Source organism: Nocardioides xinjiangensis, from assembly GCF_017916385.1.
Classification (GTDB): Bacteria; Actinomycetota; Actinomycetes; order Propionibacteriales; family Nocardioidaceae; genus Nocardioides; species Nocardioides xinjiangensis.
Genome location: NZ_JAFMSW010000001.1, coordinates 1,108,828 through 1,125,151, shown reverse-complemented (window position 1 = coordinate 1,125,151; position 16,324 = coordinate 1,108,828). Strand labels below are relative to the sequence as shown.

Below are 16,324 nucleotides of genomic sequence, written 5' to 3'. Positions count from 1 at the left end.
CTCACAGAGCATAGGGCGGCCGATCGCCCACCGACGCCTGCCGCAGCCGCATGTCGAGGAGCACGAACGCTCCCGTCGCGAAGGCCAGCGCGACGACGAGCACCTCGGTGCCGGACAGGCCGGTGGAGACGCTGCCGGGGAGCCCGACGGTGCCGACGAGGACGGCGCCGGCCGCGGACAGGACGGTGACGACCCACACGAGCAGGCGGGAGCCGAAGGTGTCGTGCCGCAGCAGCACCGCCGCCGCCGCGGTCGCGCAGCCGGTCCCGAGGAGGATGACGCGGGCGTACGCCGGGACGACGTCGTGGCTCAGCGCGGCCACGAGGTGCACCATCGCGAGCGTCGCGAGGGCGGCGGTCGCGGCCCGGGAGAGCGCCGTGTGCGTGGTGCCCATCAGAACTCCCGGTCCAGGGCGCCGGTCTCGCTGACCGGGGCGACCGAGCAGGCCATGCCTACGACGTCCGTGGCCAGGTTCGACGGCGTCCACGACATGGTGCCGCCGGCGCTGGAGGTCCGGATGGAGCTGCTGCCGCTCACCACGGTGCCCAGCTGCAGGGTGACGGTGCTGCGCACCACGCCGTCGACGGTGACGGTGCCCGCGGTCATCGTCGCGTTGAACGTCACGTTCCGGCTCGACCGGACGTGCTCGCCGCGCAGGACGACCTGTCCCAGGTTGACCGCGACACCGTTGCGGAGGACCTCGAGGGTGTCGCCGGTGTTGCCGCGCGACGGCGTGTAGAGGTTGCCGTCGCGCACCCGGACGGTCACCGGGAGCGCGGCGCCGGTCCAGCCGGACGTCACCGTGCCGTGGTTGAGCTGGCCGCTGAAGGTGTAGGTCATCGTGTCCGCCGCCTCGAGCCGGCCGGCCGAGGTGCCGCCGTTGGCCGTCTGGACGTCCACCCCGCGGAACGGGGCGTTGTCGACCCGCCGGGCGCCGAGCGTCGCGGACGTCGTGACCTTGCCGGTCCCGTCGAGCAGCACGGCGCGCAGGTCGTAGAGCCCGTCGGCGACCGTCGTGGTGTTCCACGAGCAGGTGTACGGCGCGGCGGTGTCGGTGCACACGTCGGTCCAGGTGGTGGTCCCGCTCGGGGCCCGCTGGATCCGCACCGAGGTGACGCCCGCGGTGGAGCTGGCCGAGGCCGTCAGCGCGACGGTGCCGGTCAGGAAGGCGCCGGGGTCCTCCATGGAGACCGAGGAGACGGTGTTGTCCACGACGCGGCTCGTCACCAGCGCCGAGGTGGTGGCGTTGCCGGCCACGTCGGTGGCGACCGCGCGGAGGGTGTAGCTGCCGTCGGGGAGCGTGGTGGTGTCGACCCGGCAGGAGTACGGCGCCACGGTGGTGGTGCACAGGGTGCGGTACGTCGTGCTGCCGGTGGCGGCGTACTGGAGCACGACCGACGCGATGCCGGAGTGTGCGTCGGAGGCGGTCGCCTCGAAGGTGCGGGTGCCGCTCAGCGGCGAGCCCGGGTCGGTCATGGTGACCGTCGGCGCGAGGTTGTCGACCAGCACGTCGGCGAGGACGGCGGAGGTGTAGGTCGTGGTGCCGGAGGTCGCGACCGAGCGGAGGTCGTAGTAGTCGTTGGCGAGCGTGGTGGTGTTCCACGAGCAGGTGTGCGGTGCCGTCAGCGACGTGCAGAGCTGCTTCCAGCTGCCGCTGCCGGCGACGGCGTACTCCACCCGCACCGTGTAGGGGAGCAGTCCGCCGTTGTGGATCGTCGTGGTCAGCGGCACCGTCCCGCGGACGACCTCGCCCGGGTCGCCGAGGGTGACCAGGGTGGTGTTGGCGACCGTGGTGGTGACCGCGTCGGAGGTGGTGGCGTAGCCGGCGTTGTCCGTGGCGCGGGCGCGCAGCTGGTAGGAGCCGTCGGCGAGGGCCTTGGTGTTCCAGGCGCAGCTGTACGGCGCGGTGGTGGCGGTGCAGACGTCGACCCAGCTGGAGGCGCCCGGCGCGAGGTAGGAGATGACGACGGCCTTGACGCCCGTCTCGCCGTCGCTCGCGGCGGCGGTGAGGGTGACGGTGTCCTTGACCGGGCTTCCGGGGTTCTGCAGCGACACGGTCGGCGGCGTCCAGTCCGGCGAGGCGGTGACGTTCGAGGCGGCGTTGCGGCTGCCGGCGGTGAACGCGGCGGTCGAGGTGCCGGGCGCGAAGAAGCCGGCGACGGCCAGGAGGAGGCCCATCGCGAGCAGGAGGTTCGAGCGGCTGGTCACGACACCAACGCTAGGCAAGCGCACGCTACGCCTCTTCGACACGATTCCTCCTCCAGGTACACGGTTGCGCACGGTTCGCGCGGCACGGGTCCGAGACCCGGGGCGGACCCTGGGGTGGACCCGGGGGCGGGGTCCGGGACAGGCCCGGACGGGCCCGGACGGGCGGTGGGTGCCCGGTGCGGCGTCAGGCCGCGACCGGCGACGCCACCCGCGCCGGGACGTCCGTCGGGTGGCCGTCCGCCGCGGGCAGGAGCGCGGGCGCGGGCGCCTCGCGGTCGCCGGGTCGGCGGAGGGCGCCGACCAGCTCGACGAGGCTGAGCAGGGCGATCAGCCCGGCCGGCACGCCGATGACGAGCATCCGGGTCTCGCGGTCGGCCAGGGCGATGAGCGCGTAGCCGACGTAGGGGACCGTGAGCTGCACGACGGGCTGGGTGCCCTCGTCGAGGGTGAACTTCCACGGGTCGGGGTCGGGGTTGGCGTCACCCTGGGTCCGGAACACGCGGGCCCCGGTGTCGCTGCGGCCGGCCTTGACGATGCGGTGGGTGACCAGGGTTCCCACGCCGCTGTCGGCTGGAGGCAGGTAGGTGATCACGTCCCCCACGGCGAGGTCCGCCACGTCCACGGGCTTCTCGATGGCGATGGAGCCCTTCTCGAACGTGCCGGACATCGAGCCCCCGGTGATGACGTACCGCTCGTAGCCCATCAGGCTCGGCAGGAGGTACGCCGCCGACACCAGCGTGACGGCGACGAGGACGAGGTTGACCGTCCACTGCGTCAGCGTGGCGGTCACCGAGCGGGAGGCTCCGGTGCTCATCGGGCGGTTCCGTTCTCGAGGGGGGTCGGTGGGGGCGTCGGGGCGCGGCGGGGGCGGGAGGTGGGCGGGAGCGGCCGGGTGCTCGGAGCGCTCCCGCCGCGACTCACTGGTTGTAGGTGGTGCCGTCGAGCTGGACGGAGTCCCACTGGTAGACGGCGTTGGCGCTCTTGCCCTGGTCGGCGTTGGGGGTGTCCTGGGCGAGCTTGACGGTGAAGGTGTAGGTGTGGGCGTCGCCGGCGGCGTAGGTGCCGAGGGCGGTCTTGGTGCCGTCGACGAGGCCGCCGAAGGTGCCGGTGTAGACGGTGGCGCCGGTGGTGGTGTCGGTGATGGCGAGGCTGAGGTTGGCGCCGGTGAATGCGTTGGTGGAGGAGACCTCGGTGAGGGTGAAGGCGGCGGGAAGGGACCCGGTGTTGGTGAGGGTCAGGGTGCCGTTGAGGGTGTCGCCGGGCTTGAGGTTGGTGAGGTCGAAGACGGCCTTGCCGTCCTTGGAGTTGGTGTGCTTGAGGGTGCCGGAGGTGACGGCGGAGGCGGTGTTGCCGGTGGTGGAGGTGAAGGTGGCGCCGGAGCCCACGGCGATGGCGCCGGCGGCCGCGAGGGTGGCGAGGGGGATGAGGACCTTGCGGCGGGTGGCGGCGGCGGTGGTGGTCACGGGGTGCTCCTGGGGCGTGTGCGGGGATCGGTGGTTGATGAGAAGAACGCTACGGAGCGCCGCTCCACGCGCACGTCGCGCTGAGGCTGCTCGTGCGCCACGCGAACCGCACAGTTCGCTACGGTCGCGCACTCCCGAGCCCCGGCACGCACCGGGGCCAGTGGCGCATCGCGACCACCGGGGCTGAGCCACGCGTGGTGCGGATAAACTGCGCACATTGCGCAACTTAGTTGCGCAGAACTCTTGCCTGTGACGGTCGCCACAGGTCAGGATGAGGTGAGCCCGCCGACCGGCGAGCCACGCCATCTGGAGGCAATCGATGGATCCACAACTCCTGCTCGCCCTCGTGCTCGGCATCGGGACGATCATCTTCCTGGTCCTGCGCACCCGCATCGACGCCTTCGTGGCGCTGCTCATCGCCGCCCTGGTCACCGGCTTCGTCGCCGGCTCGCCGGCGCTCGAGACGATCACCTCGATGACGACCGGGTTCGGCAACACCCTCGCCTCGATCGGGATCGTGATCGGCCTCGGTGTCGCGATCGGCAAGATCCTCGAGGTCTCCGGAGCCGCCGACGCGCTGGCCAAGACCTTCGTCCGGGCGCTGGGCCGCGGCCGGGAGCACTGGGCCATGGCCGGCACCGGTGCGGTCGTGTCGATCCCCGTCTTCTGCGACTCCGGCTACGTGATCATGAACCCGCTGGCGCGCTCGATCGCCCGCCGGCTCAAGGGCCGCTACGTCACGCTGGCGCTGGCCCTCGGCTGCGGCATGACCCTGACCCACCACCTCGTGCCGCCCACCCCCGGGCCCCTCGGCGTCGCCGGCATCCTCGGGGCCGACCTCGGCGGGCTGATCCTGGCCGGGCTGGTCTTCTCGATCGTCCTGCTGCCGATCGTCGTCCTCTACGCCGCGTGGATGGGGCCGAAGCTCGAGAGCGAGCTCAACGACAACGTCCGCGAGGCCGTCTACGGCACGGCGGCCGTGCACGGCTCGTCGCGCTCGGGGGGCACCGCGACGGCCACCGTGACCGACGAGGGTCCCGGGACGCCGGTCGCCGACGAGCCGCCGGTCCACCAGCTCGGCGAGCCCCCCGCGGGCGGGAAGCCGCACACGATCTCGTTCGGGCTCGCCGCCCTGCCGCTGCTCGTGCCGCTGCTGCTGATCGTGCTCAACACGGTCGCCACCGCCGTCGACCGCAACAGCCAGGGCGCGCTGGGCCCGGAGGACGAGTACACCCCCGCCGCGTGGGCCGAGGTGCTGGCCTTCATCGGCAACCCCGTCGTCGCCCTCATCATCGGCATCGTGCTCGCCGTCTACGTCCTCCTCCCGCGGTGGACGCCGCGCAAGCAGGTCCACGGCTGGATGGCGGACGCCGCCGCCTCGGCGGGGCTCATCATCTTGATCACCGGCGCCGGTGGCGCGCTCGGCCAGGTGCTCCGCGACTCCGGGGTCGGTGACGCGCTCGCCGAGGCAATCGCCGACCTGAGCCTGCCGGGCGTGCTCGTCCCGTTCCTCATCGCGAGCCTCGTGCGGCTGGCCCAGGGCTCCGGCACGGTCGCGATGATCACCGCGGCCTCGGTGAGCGCCCCGCTGGTGGACGGCCTGGGCCTGTCGGCGCTCGCCGCCGCGCTGGCCTGCTGCGCCGGGTCCATGGTGTTCAGCTACTTCAACGACTCCTACTTCTGGGTCGTCACCCGCTTCACCGGCCTCGAGGGCACGGCGGCCCTGCGCGGCTGGTCCGGGATCACGACGGCCGTCTGGCTCGGGTCGCTGCCCCTCGTGCTCATCGCGGGCGCGGTGCTCTGACGTGGCAGGCGTGCTGGTCGTCGCGGACGACCTGACCGGGGCGAACGCCGCCGCGGCCGGGTTCGCCCGGGCGGGCTTCCGCGCCGCCACCGCCAGCGCCGGCGAGCACGCCGACGTCGTCGCCGAGATGGTCTCGCGCTTCGACGTCGTCGTGGCAACCACCGACAGCCGCCACCTGGACCCGGCCCGGGCGCGCGAGCGCGTGGGCCGGGTCGTCCGCGCGGGCTGGCCCGCGCGGTTGGTCTGCAACCGCATCGACACCACCCTGCGCGGCAACGTCGGTGCGACCACCCGCGAGGTGCTCGAGCGCGTCCGCGAGCTGACCGGTGCGCGGGTGGCGGTGCTCTGCGCGCCGGCGCACCCCGCCGCGGCGCGGCAGACCATCGGCGCGATCCAGCTCCTCGACGGGCGCCGCCTCGAGGACACCGAGGTGGCGCGCGACGCCAGGACCCCGGTACGCACGTCGAACGTCGTCACGCTCCTGGTCGAGCAGGCCGACCTCGACGTGGTCGCGGTGCACCTCGAGGACATCACCGGCGACCTGGACGCTCTCGCCGACACGCTCAGGCAGCACCTCGAGCGGGGAGCGGAGGTCATCGTCGCCGACGCGACGACGACCGAGCACCTCGACCGGGTCGCGACCGCCGCGGTCGCGGCGACCGCCGGCACCGACACGGTGTGGACGACGAGCGACCCCGGCCCGGCCTCCGTGGCGCTGGCCCGCGCGATGGGGCTGGCCGACGACGTGCCCGGCGCTCCGCTGCTCGTCGTCTCCGGTTCGGCCACGGAGCTGACCCGGCTGCAGCTGCGCCAGCTCGTCGCCGAGCGCGGCGCCCAGGCGTTCCGCACCCCCGGAACGCACGCTGTGCCCGACGTGGACGCCACGGTCGCCGTCCTCGACGACGCCCTGGACGACGCCGGCAGCGGAGGCATCGTCGTGCTGGCCACGGTCCTCGACGAGTCGGACCTCTGGTCGCCGACACCGGAGGAGGCGATGCAGATCCCGCTCGCCCTGGCCCGTGCCACGCGCCGCGCGCTGGAGTCGCGTCGCGTGGACGGCGTCTTCACCACCGGCGGCGACGTCACCGCCGCCCTCCTCGCCGAGCTCGGCTCGCACGGCCTCGAGGTCTCCGACGAGGTCGAGCCGCTGGCCGTCTCCGGGTCGCTCGTCGGTGGTCCGTGGGACGGCCTGCAGATCGTCACGAAGGGCGGACTGATCGGTGACGCGCGCACCACCATCGCCTGCCTCGACCACCTCCGCAGCCAGGTCGACACGCACCGCAAGCAGGTCACCGCGGCCGAGTCGCGCGCCCGCACCTGACCGCCCGAGCCAGCGCACCCGCACGCACCGAACCCGGCACCCACACCGCACCCACCACACGCCCCGCACATCCCGCACCCAAGGAGAGCCCGCATGCCCCGACACGTCCTGGCCCTGACCCTCGGAGACCCCGTGGGCATCGGACCCGAGATCACCGCAAAGACCCTCGTCGACCAGGCCGGCGCCACCGACCACCACGGCGTGGCCGTGGGCGACCCCGCCGCGCTGCGCCGCGGCGCGCAGGCGATGGGCCTCGACGTCGAGGTGCGCGTCGTCGACGACTTCGACGTCGAGCCGGCCGAGGGTGTCATCGACTGCTACGACACCGGCGTGCTGGGCGACGACGTGCCCGAGTGGGGTGTCGTCGACAAGCGCGCCGGCCTCGCCGCCGTGCGCTCGATCGAGGTCGCCACCCAGGCGGCGATGGACCGCAAGGTCGCCGGCATCGTCACCGGTCCGATCAACAAGGAGGCGATCTGGGCCGCCGGCTCGGAGCACCTCGGGCACACCGAGATGCTCGGCGCCCTCACCGGCGTGACCAAGCAGGACACGATGTTCGTGGTGCGCAACGACGCCGCCGGCGGCCACCACCTGCGCATCTTCTTCACCACCCGCCACGTCTCGCTGCGCCAGGCGCTCGACCAGGTGACTCGCGAGTCCGTCGGCGAGTCGATCCGCAAGGCCCACACCGCGCTCGAGGTGTTCGGCGTCGACCGGCCTCGCCTCGCCATCGCCGCGATCAACCCCCACGGCGGCGAGAACGGCGCCTTCGGCGACGAGGAGATCGTCCACCTCGCTCCCGCGGTCGAGGACGCCCGGGCCGCCGGGCTGGACGTCGCTGGGCCGGTCCCGGCCGACTCGGTGTTCCACCAGGGCCTCGTCGGCCGCTACGACGGCGTGCTGTCGCACTACCACGATCAGGGCCACATCCCCGCCAAGACCTTCGACTTCGACGGCACCATCTCGGTCACCGTGGGGCTGCCGATCCTGCGGACCTCGGTCGACCACGGCACCGCCTTCGACATCGCCGGGTCCGGGAAGGCCGGTCACGGCACCATGCTCTCGGCCTACCTGGCGGCGGTGGACTACGCGCCGTACGTCGATAACATCCGCTCGACGTACGGCTCCTGAGGACCAGGCGCCGGGGTGGGAGACCAGTGGCCGGCGACACCCGGGTCCGACGCGCGACGCAGGCGCGCCACGACGCGATGGTCGACCTCGTGCGCGCGGGGGTGGACAGCGTCGAGGTGCTGTCCGAGCGGCTCGGCGTCTCGGCGTCCACGGTCCGCCGCGACCTCGCCACGCTGCAGCGCGGCGGGCGGCTCGCCCGGACGTACGGCGGCGCGCTGGCGCGCGACGTCTTCCACGAGCGGTCGTTCACCGAGAGCGAGCGCCTCAACCTCGCCGCGAAGTCCGCGATCGCCACGGCCGCGGCCGACCTGGTGCCCCAGGGGGGCACGGTGTTCGTCGACGCCGGGACGACCTGCCTGGCGCTCGCGCAGCTGCTGGTGGACCGGGGCCCGCTGACGGTCGTGACGCGCGGGCTCGAGGCGGCGCTCCTGCTGTCGAGAACCGGCGGGGTGGACGTGGTGATCGTCGGCGGGCGGGTGCAGCCGCTCAGCCACGGAGTGACGGGTCCGCTGTCCTCGCTGGCGCTCGACCGCTACCACTTCGACGTGGCGTTCCTCGGTGCGGACGCGGTGGACCCCGTGCGGGGTCTGGGCGAGCCGACCGTGGACGAGACGTGGGTCAAGGAGCGGGCGGCCGCGGTGGCCGACCGCGTGGTGCTCCTCGCCGACGCGTCGAAGCTGGAGCAGCCGGCCCCGGCCTGGCTGCCGGTGGGACCGAGCTGGACGGTGGTGATCGACGGTGCCGCGCCGCAGGCCGCCGTGACCCAGCTGCGCGAGCGCGGCGTGGAGGTCGTGGTCGCGTGAGCGGGGCGGTGTCCGAGCACGGAGGGGCGGGGAGCGGGAGGAGGCAGGCATGGGACGGCTGCTCACCGTGGGGCACGGCACCCTCGACCGGCACGCCCTCGCCGAGCTCCTGACGGGTGCCGGCGCCGACCTGCTGGTCGACGTCCGGCGCTTCCCGAACAGCCGGCACAACCCGGACGTCAGCGGCGAGGCGATGGCCGCGTGGCTGCCGCAGGCCGGGATCGGCCACCGCTGGGACGAGCGCCTCGGCGGCCGGCGACGGGTGCCGAGGGGCGGTGAGGACGCCGACGGCTGGTGGCGGGTCGAGGCGTTCCGGGCGTATGCCGCCCACACCCGCACGCCGGAGTTCCGCGCGGCCCTGCAGGACCTGGCGCGGGACGTCGAGGCGCAGGACACGACGGTCGTCATGTGCAGCGAGAGCGTGTGGTGGCGCTGCCACCGCCGGCTCGTCGCCGACGCGGCCGCGCTGCTCGCGGGGCTGGACGTCGCCCACCTCGCCCACACCGGGAGGACCACGCCGCACGAGCCGTCCGCCGGCGCCCGGGTCGTCGACGGGCTGCTGCGCTACGACGCCGACGCCGACGGGTGAGCGGCATGGACGGGACGGGCGACGGGACCGCGCCGGCTCAGGGCTGGAAGACCACCTTCACCATGCCCTCCTCCTTCTTCTGGAAGTGCTCGTAGGCGCTGGGCGCCTCGCTCAGCGGGAGGTGGTGGGTGGCGAACGCGTCGACGCCGAACGGGTCGTCCTCGACCAGCATCGCGAGCAGCTCGTCGGTCCACCGGCGCACGTTGGCCTGGCCCATGCGCAGCTGGACCTGCTTGTCGAAGAGCTGCATCATCGGCATCGGGTCGGCCGAGCCGCCGTAGACGCCCGAGATCGAGATCGTGCCCCCGCGGCGCACCGCGTCGATGGCGGTGTGCAGTGCGGCGAGGCGGTCGAGGCCGGCGTTCTTGACGACCGGCTCCGCGACCGCGTCGGGCAGCATGCCGGCGAACTTCTGCACGGCCTGGGCGCCGGGGGAGCCGTGCGCCTCCATGCCGACGGCGTCGATGACCGCGTCGGGTCCGCGGCCACCGGTGGACTCGCGGACCACGTCGCCCACGCCGCCCACGTCCATCGCGTCGTCGAGGTCGAGCGGCTCGGCCCCGAAGGCCTCGACGCGGGCCAGCCGCTCGGGCACGCGGTCCACCGAGATGACGCGGAGACCGGCACGGACGCCCATGCGGGCGCTCATGTCGCCGATCGGACCGGCGCCGAGGACGAGCAGGGTGCCGCCTGGCGGGACGTCGGCGTACTGCAGCGCCTGCCAGGCCGTCGGCAGGACGTCGGAGAGGAACAGGAAGCGGTCGTCGGGGTGCTCGTGCGGCACCTTGACGGGCAGGAAGTCAGCGAAGGGGACGCGCAGGTACTCCGCCTGGCCGCCCGGCACCTGGCCGTAGAGCTTGCTGTAGCCGAAGAAGCTCGCGCCGGTGCCGTGCTCGCGGTTCTGCGTGGTCTCGCACTGGCTGTAGAGGTGCTGGTCGCACATGAAGCACGAGCCGCACGAGACGTTGAACGGCACCACCACCCGGTCGCCCACCTGGAGCGACGAGACGTCCGGGCCGACCTCCTCCACGATGCCCATCGGCTCGTGACCGACGACGTCGCCCGCCTCCATGAACGGTGCGAGCGTCTCGTAGAGGTGCAGGTCGGAGCCGCAGAGGCCGGTGGAGGTGATCTTGATGATCGCGTCGGTCGGCTCCTCGATGCGCGGGTCGGGGACCTCGGTGACCTGCATGTCGTGGACGCCTTGCCAGGTGACTGCCTTCATTCCGCTGTACCGCCTTCGGTCGGGGTCGTCGAAGCGGTCCCGTACCCGGGCGCCGATGGGGCATACCGCCCGCCCGGACGGGTGGACGACCTGCTAGGAACCGTCGACCGAGATCGAAGATCTCGTCAAGATCGCCGTGACGGAGCGCCATGTCGCCCTACAGTCCCCGCATGCCGGTGGGGCGGCTCCAGACACGTGACGTGGGACGCGAGAGCGCGACCGCGCTCACGGTCGCGGGCTGGGCCGCCGGTGTGGGGTGCACGGCGGCGATCCTCGGGACGCCGTACCTCCGCTTCGGCTACCGCAGCCCGGAGCTCCACCTCGTGCTGGACTCGGTCGACGCCTGTGTGGCGCTGCTGCTCGCCTACCTCCTCGCCGGCCGGTTGCGCCGCACCCGGCGCTGGCGCGACCTCCTGCTGGCCGTCGGCCTCGTGGTCCTGGCCGTCGTTGGCCTCGGGGTGGCGCTGTCGGTGCACCTGCTCCCCGTCGAGGCACGCTCCACCATCGGCGTCTGGCTCCCGGTGACCCTCCGCACCGCTGCGGCGCTGCTCATCGCCGCGGCGGCGTCGGTGGGCGACAGGCCGGTGCCGCCGCAGCGGCTGCAGTGGGGCCTGGTCACGCCCCTGCTCGCGCTGCTCCTCGCGGCGGCCCTCGTGGTGGTGCTGCGCGACAGCCTGCCCACTGCCGTCACCGTGCGCGACCACCCCCTCTCGGACCGACCCGCGATCCGGGGCCACGCCGTCCTGGTGGCGGCGCAGGCGCTGGTCGCGGGCTGCTTCCTCTACGCCTCCGTGCGCTTCACCGCGCAGGCGAGGAAGAGCGGGGAGGAGCTGCTGACCTGGCTGGGGCCCGGCTGCGCGCTGCTCGGCTTCGCGCGGATCAACTACCTCGTGTTCCCCTCGCTCTACTCCGGCTGGCTCTACACCGGCGACCTGCTGCGGACCGGCGGCTACGCGTGCCTGTTGGTCGGCGCCGCGCGCGAGATCCGGCGGTACTGGGCCGCGCGAGCGGACCTCGCGGTCGTCGAGGACCGCCGTCGCCTGGCGCGGGAGCTGCACGACGGCGTGCTGCAGGAGCTGGCGTGGATCAGGTCCGAGGCACGCACCCTGTCCCATCGAATCCACGAGGCCCAGGACGCCGAGAGCGAGACCGCAGTGCAGTCGATCCTCGACGCCAGTGACCGTGCGCTCGACGAGGCGAGGGCGGCGGTGGACGCCCTCGGCACCGGCCCCGACGAGCCGCTGGGCTACGCCCTCCACCGCTCCGCGCGCGACGTGGCGGAGCGCCACGGTGCGCGCGTCGTCGTCGAGCTCGACGACTCGGTGCGTGCCGACCAGACCCAGCGGCACCACCTCGCCCGCATCACGCGGGAGGCGGTCGGCAACGCCCTGCGTCACGGTGGCGCCTCGTACGTACGCGTCACGCTGGACGCGACGGCCTCGGGCGGACGCCTGGTGGTGAAGGACGACGGGTGCGGCTTCGACGTGCAGGGCGCGACCGCGCGCTCGGGCTACGGGCTGACGAGCATGCGCGCTCGGGCGCAGGCGCTGCCGGGGACGTTCGTCCTCGAGTCGGCGCCGGGACAGGGGACGACGGTGGAGGTGGACTGGTGAGCGACGGTGCGATGAGCGTGGTGATGGCCGACGACCACGCGCGGATGCGGACCCGGGTACGGCAGGCCCTCGAGGCCGGCGGCTGCGTCGTCGTCGGCGAGGGCGCGTCCGCCGAGGAGGCGGTCGCCCTGGCCCTCGAGCACCGGCCCGACGTCGCGCTGCTCGACGTGCACATGCCCGGCAACGGGATCACGGCCGCTCGGGAGATCGCCCGCACGCTGCCCGGGACGGCGGTGGTGATGCTCACAGCCTCGGGCGAGGACGACGACCTCTTCGACTCCCTACGGGCGGGCGCCTCCGGCTACCTCCTGAAGGACACCGAGCCCACCCAGCTCGTCGACGCGCTGCGTGGCGTGCTGGACGGGGAGGGGGCGATGTCGCGGCGGCTGGTCGCCCGGATCATGGACGAGTTCCGCTCGCCGGCCACGCCGCGCTTCAGCCGCCGCTCGAGGGCGTCGGCCCGGCTCAGCGCCCGCGAGTGGGAGGTGATGGAGCTGCTCGGGGAGGGGCTGTCGACCGACGAGGTCGCCCAGCGGCTGTTCGTGTCACCCACCACCGTGCGCGTCCACGTGTCCGGCGTCCTGCGCAAGCTGCGGGTCAAGGACCGCGAGAGCGCCTTCAGGCTCCTGCGGGAGGGCTGACCTCGGCGCCCCGGTCGACCAGCTGGGTCAGTGCGTCGATCAGCGCCTCCGCCTCGTGGAGCGTGAGCTCCTCCGCGCCCACGAGCACGAAGGGCCCTTCCTGCGCGCCGGTGCCCGGGTCGACCGTCATGCAGAGCCGGAGGACCGTGTGGCGCACCACGAGCGAGCCGCTGACGTGCACGGTGTCGTCCTCGCCCCGGTGCCGGCCGTGGGTGAGGGTGCACCAGGTCGGGCACGTCCCGGGTCGATCCGACGGTGGGACCGTGTCCATCGCCGTCCACCTCCCTGTGCGGTGCTGCTCGTTCGCCCCCAGGCCACGACGTGGCCTGGGGGCGACTTCGTCCGAGCGGGTGCCTGGCTACCTGAGCGAGACGTTGACGGTGCGGGTCACGCCGTCGCCCATGTCGATCCTGAGCTGGTAGGAGCCGGAGGACAGCGTCTTCGTGCTGAGGTTGAAGACGTACTGGCCGCTGGTGGCGTCGTACCGGAACAGGTTCCCGGTGGTGGCGTTCGAGGTGGAGACCGCCTCGATGCTCGTGCCGGTCGCGGCGGACCCGAGCCGCTGCAGGTAGAGCCGGGCGGGCAGGGTGGTGATGCCCGCGCTCGCGCCGGTCAGCTGGAACTTCACCGGGACGGTGCTGCCGAGCTTGAAGACCGAGCTGCCGTCGGTGTTCACCGGCTGCAGCACCCCGGACCAGGCCGCCGTCACGGTGACGGTGAACCGCTCCGTGCCGGTGTTGCCGGCCTTGTCCTTCGCGGTGCACGTGACCGTGGTCGTGCCGAGCGGGAACACGGTGCCCGACGGCTTGTCGCAGGCGGCGGCGACGTTGCCGTCGACGAGGTCGGTCGCGGTCGCGGCGGCGTAGGAGACCACGGCCCCGTTGACCGAGGTCGCCACGGCGCTCCTCGCGGAGGAGACCGTCACGTTGGGGGCGGTCGTGTCCTCGACGGTGACGTCGAACGAGTTGTCGCCGACGTTGCCGGCCCCGTCCTTGGCCGAGCAGGTGACCTTCGTCGTGCCGACCGGGAACACCGTCCCGGACGCCTTGTCGCAGGACGCCGTGAGCGGACCGTCGACGTCGTCGGAGGCGGTGACTCCCATGTAGGCGACGGTCGCGCCGCTCGGGCCGGTCGCCTCCTTGACGATGGCGGACGGGACGGTGACGACCGGCTTGGTCCGGTCCTGCACCTCGACGGTGAAGCTCGCACGGCCGGTGTTGCCGGCCCTGTCGGTCGCCGTGCAGGTCACGGTGGTGCTCCCGAGCGGGAACGCGCTGCCCGACGCCGGGTCGCAGGTCGCCGAGACCTTGCCGTCCACGAGGTCCTTGGCGCCGGCGTCGGTGTAGGTCACCCTGGCCCCCGTCGGGGAGTCGTTGCCCACCGAGAGGTTGGCCGACGTGGTCACCTCGGGTGCGGTGGTGTCGACGACCTTGACGGTGAACGAGCCGGTGCCGGTGTTGTTGGCCGCGTCGGTGGCCGTGCAGGTGACCGTGGTGGTCCCGAGCGGGAACGTGGTGTCCGAGGCCTTGGAGCAGCTGGGGTTCATCGGACCGTCGACCACGTCGTTGGCGGCGACGTCGCCGTACGCGACCTCCGCGCCGTCGGCACCGGTGGCCTCCGCCACGACGTCCGCGGGCACCTTGACCTCCGGAGCCCTGGTGTCGCGCACCGTCACGCCGAAGCTGTCGCTGCCGGAGTTGCCGGCCTTGTCGGTCGCCGAGCAGATGACCGTCGTGGTGCCGAGGGCGAAGGTCGACCCGGAGGCCGGGGTGCACGTGGTGGTGACCGCACCGTCGACGGCGTCGTGCGCCGACGTGGTGAAGGACGCGGCGGCGCCGGCGGCGGAGGTCGCCTCCTCGACGACGCCCTCCGGCACCCGGACAGCCGGGGCGGTGGTGTCCCGGACGGTCACCGTGAAGGAGCTGTCGCCGAGGTTGCCGGCCTTGTCGGCGGCCGAGCAGGTGACCGTGGTCGTGCCGATCGGGAAGACCGAGCCCGGCGCGCTGCTGCAGCTGACGGCGACAGCACCGTCGACGTCGTCCACCGCGGTGGCGGCGTCCCACCTCACGGCGGCACCGGCGGCGCCGGTCGCCTCGGCGGTGCGGTCGGCCGGCACGGAGACGACCGGCTTGGTCGTGTCCTGGACCTCCACGGTGAACGTGCCCACGCCCTTGTTGCCGGCCTTGTCGGTGGCGGTGCAGGTGACGGTGGTGGTGCCCAGCGCGAAGGTGCTGCCGGACGCCGGGGTGCAGGTGGCGGCGACGGTGCCGTCGACCAGGTCGGTGGCGGTCGCGGCGTCGTACGTCACCTGCGGGGCGTTGTTGCCGACCACCTTGTTGGCCGCGGTGAAGACCTCGGGTGCCGAGGTGTCCCGCACGACGACGGCGATCGGGTCGCCGGCGCCGGTGTTGCCGGCCTTGTCGGTCGCCGAGCAGGTGAGCGTCGTCGTCCCGACGGGGAAGCCGTCGCCGGACGCGTACGCGGCGCCGCCGGCCGTGCAGGTCACCGGACGGGGTCCGTCGACCGCGTCGTACGCGCTCGCCGCGAAGGTGACCGGGGTGAGCGGACCGGTCGCCTCGGTCGGGGCCGGGGCGGTGGCGCTCACCAGCGGCTTGCTGGTGTCGACGATGGAGTAGGTGGCCGATGCCTTCGCGTTGAGGCCGCCGGCGTCGTCGTAGCTGCAGGACGCGGTCTGGGTGCCGAGGCCGTCGGCGGCGCGGGCGCCGGTGACGGGGCCCAGACCGGCGTCGAAGCTGCTGCTGCCGTCCTCCTTGTCGGTCACCGAGCAGGTGGCCGCCGGGACGTTGCCGAGCTCGTAGGAGGCGCCGTTGGCGACGCCCTTGACCGCCACGGAGGGGGCGGTGTTGACCACGACCGGCTTGGTGACGGTCAGGCTGAAGGCGGCACCGCTGGTGGTGTAGGTGCCGGTGCCGGAGTCGGTCACCGACACCGAGATCGAGTAGGTCCCCGGCGTGGCCGAGGTGAAGTCGAAGAACTGCGTGGTGTCACAGCTGGTGAACGTCCGGCTGGCCGGCGCGACGGTGACACCCGCGGGCACGTTGACCTTCACGGTCGCAGGCGTGCTGTCGGCGGGATTGCAGTTGCCCTGCGGGTCGCCGGCGCGTTCGTTCTGGTTCCGGATGGTGTAGCCGATCGTCGTCGTGTCGCCCGCCGCGACCGACGGGCTGCCGCCCGCGACGACGGTGTTGGACACGATGTCGGCGTACGCGCCGGTCGGCGCGGCCAGCACGGCCAGCACCGTGGCGGTCGCGAGCACGACGGCGCGACGCCACCCCCCGGGCGCCTGCGCCGACCGCCTCGGACGTACGGCTCTCCTCGACGACGCCTGCGCCGACCCGCTTGCACCACTCATGACTTGCCTTCCCCACTGTGCTGGTCGCCCCGGGCGGGCGACTCCCACAAGAAGGGTGTGGCGCGCGAGGCGTGGGCAACAGGGGTCCGGGCGTTCAGAGACCTGAACGGCGCGTTCAAGGACCTGAACGCCGCCGGCCGCTCGTCACGACGG

14 protein-coding genes are annotated in these 16,324 nt (G+C 73.3%); 7 read left to right on the top strand and 7 right to left on the bottom strand.

From position 1 onward, the window contains the following. Window position 1 precedes the first annotated feature (1 nt). The 4 genes from J3P32_RS05335 to J3P32_RS18400 all read right to left on the bottom strand — a co-directional run bounded on the left by J3P32_RS05335 (window position 2) and on the right by J3P32_RS18400 (window position 3,671). Window positions 2-394: a hypothetical protein gene (locus J3P32_RS05335; RefSeq protein ID WP_210438786.1), complete on the bottom strand. Its 393-nt coding sequence runs from the start codon at window positions 392-394 to the stop codon at window positions 2-4. Beyond that, a complete protein-coding gene (locus tag J3P32_RS05330) occupies window positions 394-2,208 on the bottom strand; it encodes an Ig-like domain-containing protein (RefSeq protein ID WP_210438785.1) in 1,815 nt (604 codons plus the stop codon). Before J3P32_RS05330 ends, J3P32_RS05335 begins: the two co-directional genes overlap by 1 nt. A 184-nt stretch (window positions 2,209-2,392) precedes the next feature. After that, on the bottom strand, window positions 2,393-3,022 hold the full coding sequence (locus J3P32_RS05325) for a signal peptidase I (RefSeq protein ID WP_210438784.1): 630 nt from the start codon (window positions 3,020-3,022) through the stop codon (window positions 2,393-2,395). Window positions 3,023-3,125: 103 nt separating this feature from the next. Then, window positions 3,126-3,671, bottom strand: a complete 546-nt coding sequence (locus J3P32_RS18400) for a TasA family protein (RefSeq protein ID WP_210438783.1) — start codon at window positions 3,669-3,671, stop codon at window positions 3,126-3,128. Window positions 3,672-3,990: 319 nt separating this feature from the next. Between J3P32_RS18400 and J3P32_RS05315 the strand changes: the two genes are divergently transcribed. The 5 genes from J3P32_RS05315 to J3P32_RS05295 all read left to right on the top strand — a co-directional run bounded on the left by J3P32_RS05315 (window position 3,991) and on the right by J3P32_RS05295 (window position 9,319). Continuing rightward, window positions 3,991-5,475 carry a GntP family permease gene (locus J3P32_RS05315; protein ID WP_210438782.1) on the top strand — a complete coding sequence of 495 codons (1,485 nt, stop codon included), beginning with the start codon at window positions 3,991-3,993 and terminating at the stop codon, window positions 5,473-5,475. Window position 5,476: 1 nt separating this feature from the next. Next, on the top strand, window positions 5,477-6,796 hold the full coding sequence (locus tag J3P32_RS05310) for a four-carbon acid sugar kinase family protein (protein WP_210438781.1): 1,320 nt from the start codon (window positions 5,477-5,479) through the stop codon (window positions 6,794-6,796). 93 nt (window positions 6,797-6,889) lie between these two features. Next, window positions 6,890-7,927, top strand: coding sequence for a 4-hydroxythreonine-4-phosphate dehydrogenase PdxA (gene pdxA / locus J3P32_RS05305; RefSeq protein ID WP_210438780.1), 1,038 nt, complete (start codon window positions 6,890-6,892; stop codon window positions 7,925-7,927). 26 nt (window positions 7,928-7,953) lie between these two features. Continuing rightward, a complete protein-coding gene (locus tag J3P32_RS05300) occupies window positions 7,954-8,730 on the top strand; it encodes a DeoR/GlpR family DNA-binding transcription regulator (protein WP_210438779.1) in 777 nt (258 codons plus the stop codon). A 49-nt stretch (window positions 8,731-8,779) separates the two neighbouring features. Beyond that, window positions 8,780-9,319, top strand: a complete 540-nt coding sequence (locus J3P32_RS05295; protein ID WP_210438778.1) for a DUF488 domain-containing protein — start codon at window positions 8,780-8,782, stop codon at window positions 9,317-9,319. 37 nt (window positions 9,320-9,356) lie between these two features. Here the strand turns inward: J3P32_RS05295 and J3P32_RS05290 are convergent, their stop codons facing one another. Then, on the bottom strand, window positions 9,357-10,544 hold the full coding sequence (locus J3P32_RS05290) for a zinc-dependent alcohol dehydrogenase (RefSeq protein WP_210438777.1): 1,188 nt from the start codon (window positions 10,542-10,544) through the stop codon (window positions 9,357-9,359). Between the two features lie 200 nt (window positions 10,545-10,744). Here J3P32_RS05290 and J3P32_RS05285 point away from each other — a divergent pair, with 200 nt between their 5' ends. Then, window positions 10,745-12,157: a sensor histidine kinase gene (locus J3P32_RS05285; RefSeq protein ID WP_210438776.1), complete on the top strand. Its 1,413-nt coding sequence runs from the start codon at window positions 10,745-10,747 to the stop codon at window positions 12,155-12,157. Beyond that, a complete protein-coding gene (locus tag J3P32_RS05280; RefSeq protein ID WP_210438775.1) occupies window positions 12,154-12,798 on the top strand; it encodes a response regulator in 645 nt (214 codons plus the stop codon). The genes J3P32_RS05285 and J3P32_RS05280 overlap by 4 nt, the downstream gene beginning before the upstream one ends. Here the strand turns inward: J3P32_RS05280 and J3P32_RS05275 are convergent. Together J3P32_RS05275 and J3P32_RS05270 are read right to left on the bottom strand one after the other, a co-directional pair. Further along, window positions 12,776-13,069 (bottom strand): DUF6907 domain-containing protein, encoded by a 294-nt coding sequence (locus tag J3P32_RS05275; protein WP_210438774.1) that lies wholly within the window; start codon window positions 13,067-13,069, stop codon window positions 12,776-12,778. The genes J3P32_RS05280 and J3P32_RS05275 overlap by 23 nt on opposite strands. An 87-nt stretch (window positions 13,070-13,156) precedes the next feature. Continuing rightward, window positions 13,157-16,075 (bottom strand): HYR domain-containing protein, encoded by a 2,919-nt coding sequence (locus tag J3P32_RS05270; protein WP_210438773.1) that lies wholly within the window; start codon window positions 16,073-16,075, stop codon window positions 13,157-13,159. Window positions 16,076-16,324 lie beyond the last annotated feature (249 nt).

What these genes read in the sequence shown, in the direction of transcription:
- J3P32_RS05290 (WP_210438777.1), bottom strand. Translation starts at nt 10,544, where the DNA reads ATGAAGGCAGTCACCTGGCAAGGCGTCCACGACATGCAGGTCACCGAG.
- J3P32_RS05295 (WP_210438778.1), top strand. Translation starts at nt 8,780, where the DNA reads ATGGGACGGCTGCTCACCGTGGGGCACGGCACCCTCGACCGGCACGCC.
- J3P32_RS05275 (WP_210438774.1), bottom strand. Translation starts at nt 13,069, where the DNA reads ATGGACACGGTCCCACCGTCGGATCGACCCGGGACGTGCCCGACCTGG.
- pdxA (WP_210438780.1), top strand. Translation starts at nt 6,890, where the DNA reads ATGCCCCGACACGTCCTGGCCCTGACCCTCGGAGACCCCGTGGGCATC.
- J3P32_RS05325 (WP_210438784.1), bottom strand. Translation starts at nt 3,022, where the DNA reads ATGAGCACCGGAGCCTCCCGCTCGGTGACCGCCACGCTGACGCAGTGG.
- J3P32_RS05315 (WP_210438782.1), top strand. Translation starts at nt 3,991, where the DNA reads ATGGATCCACAACTCCTGCTCGCCCTCGTGCTCGGCATCGGGACGATC.
- J3P32_RS05335 (WP_210438786.1), bottom strand. Translation starts at nt 394, where the DNA reads ATGGGCACCACGCACACGGCGCTCTCCCGGGCCGCGACCGCCGCCCTC.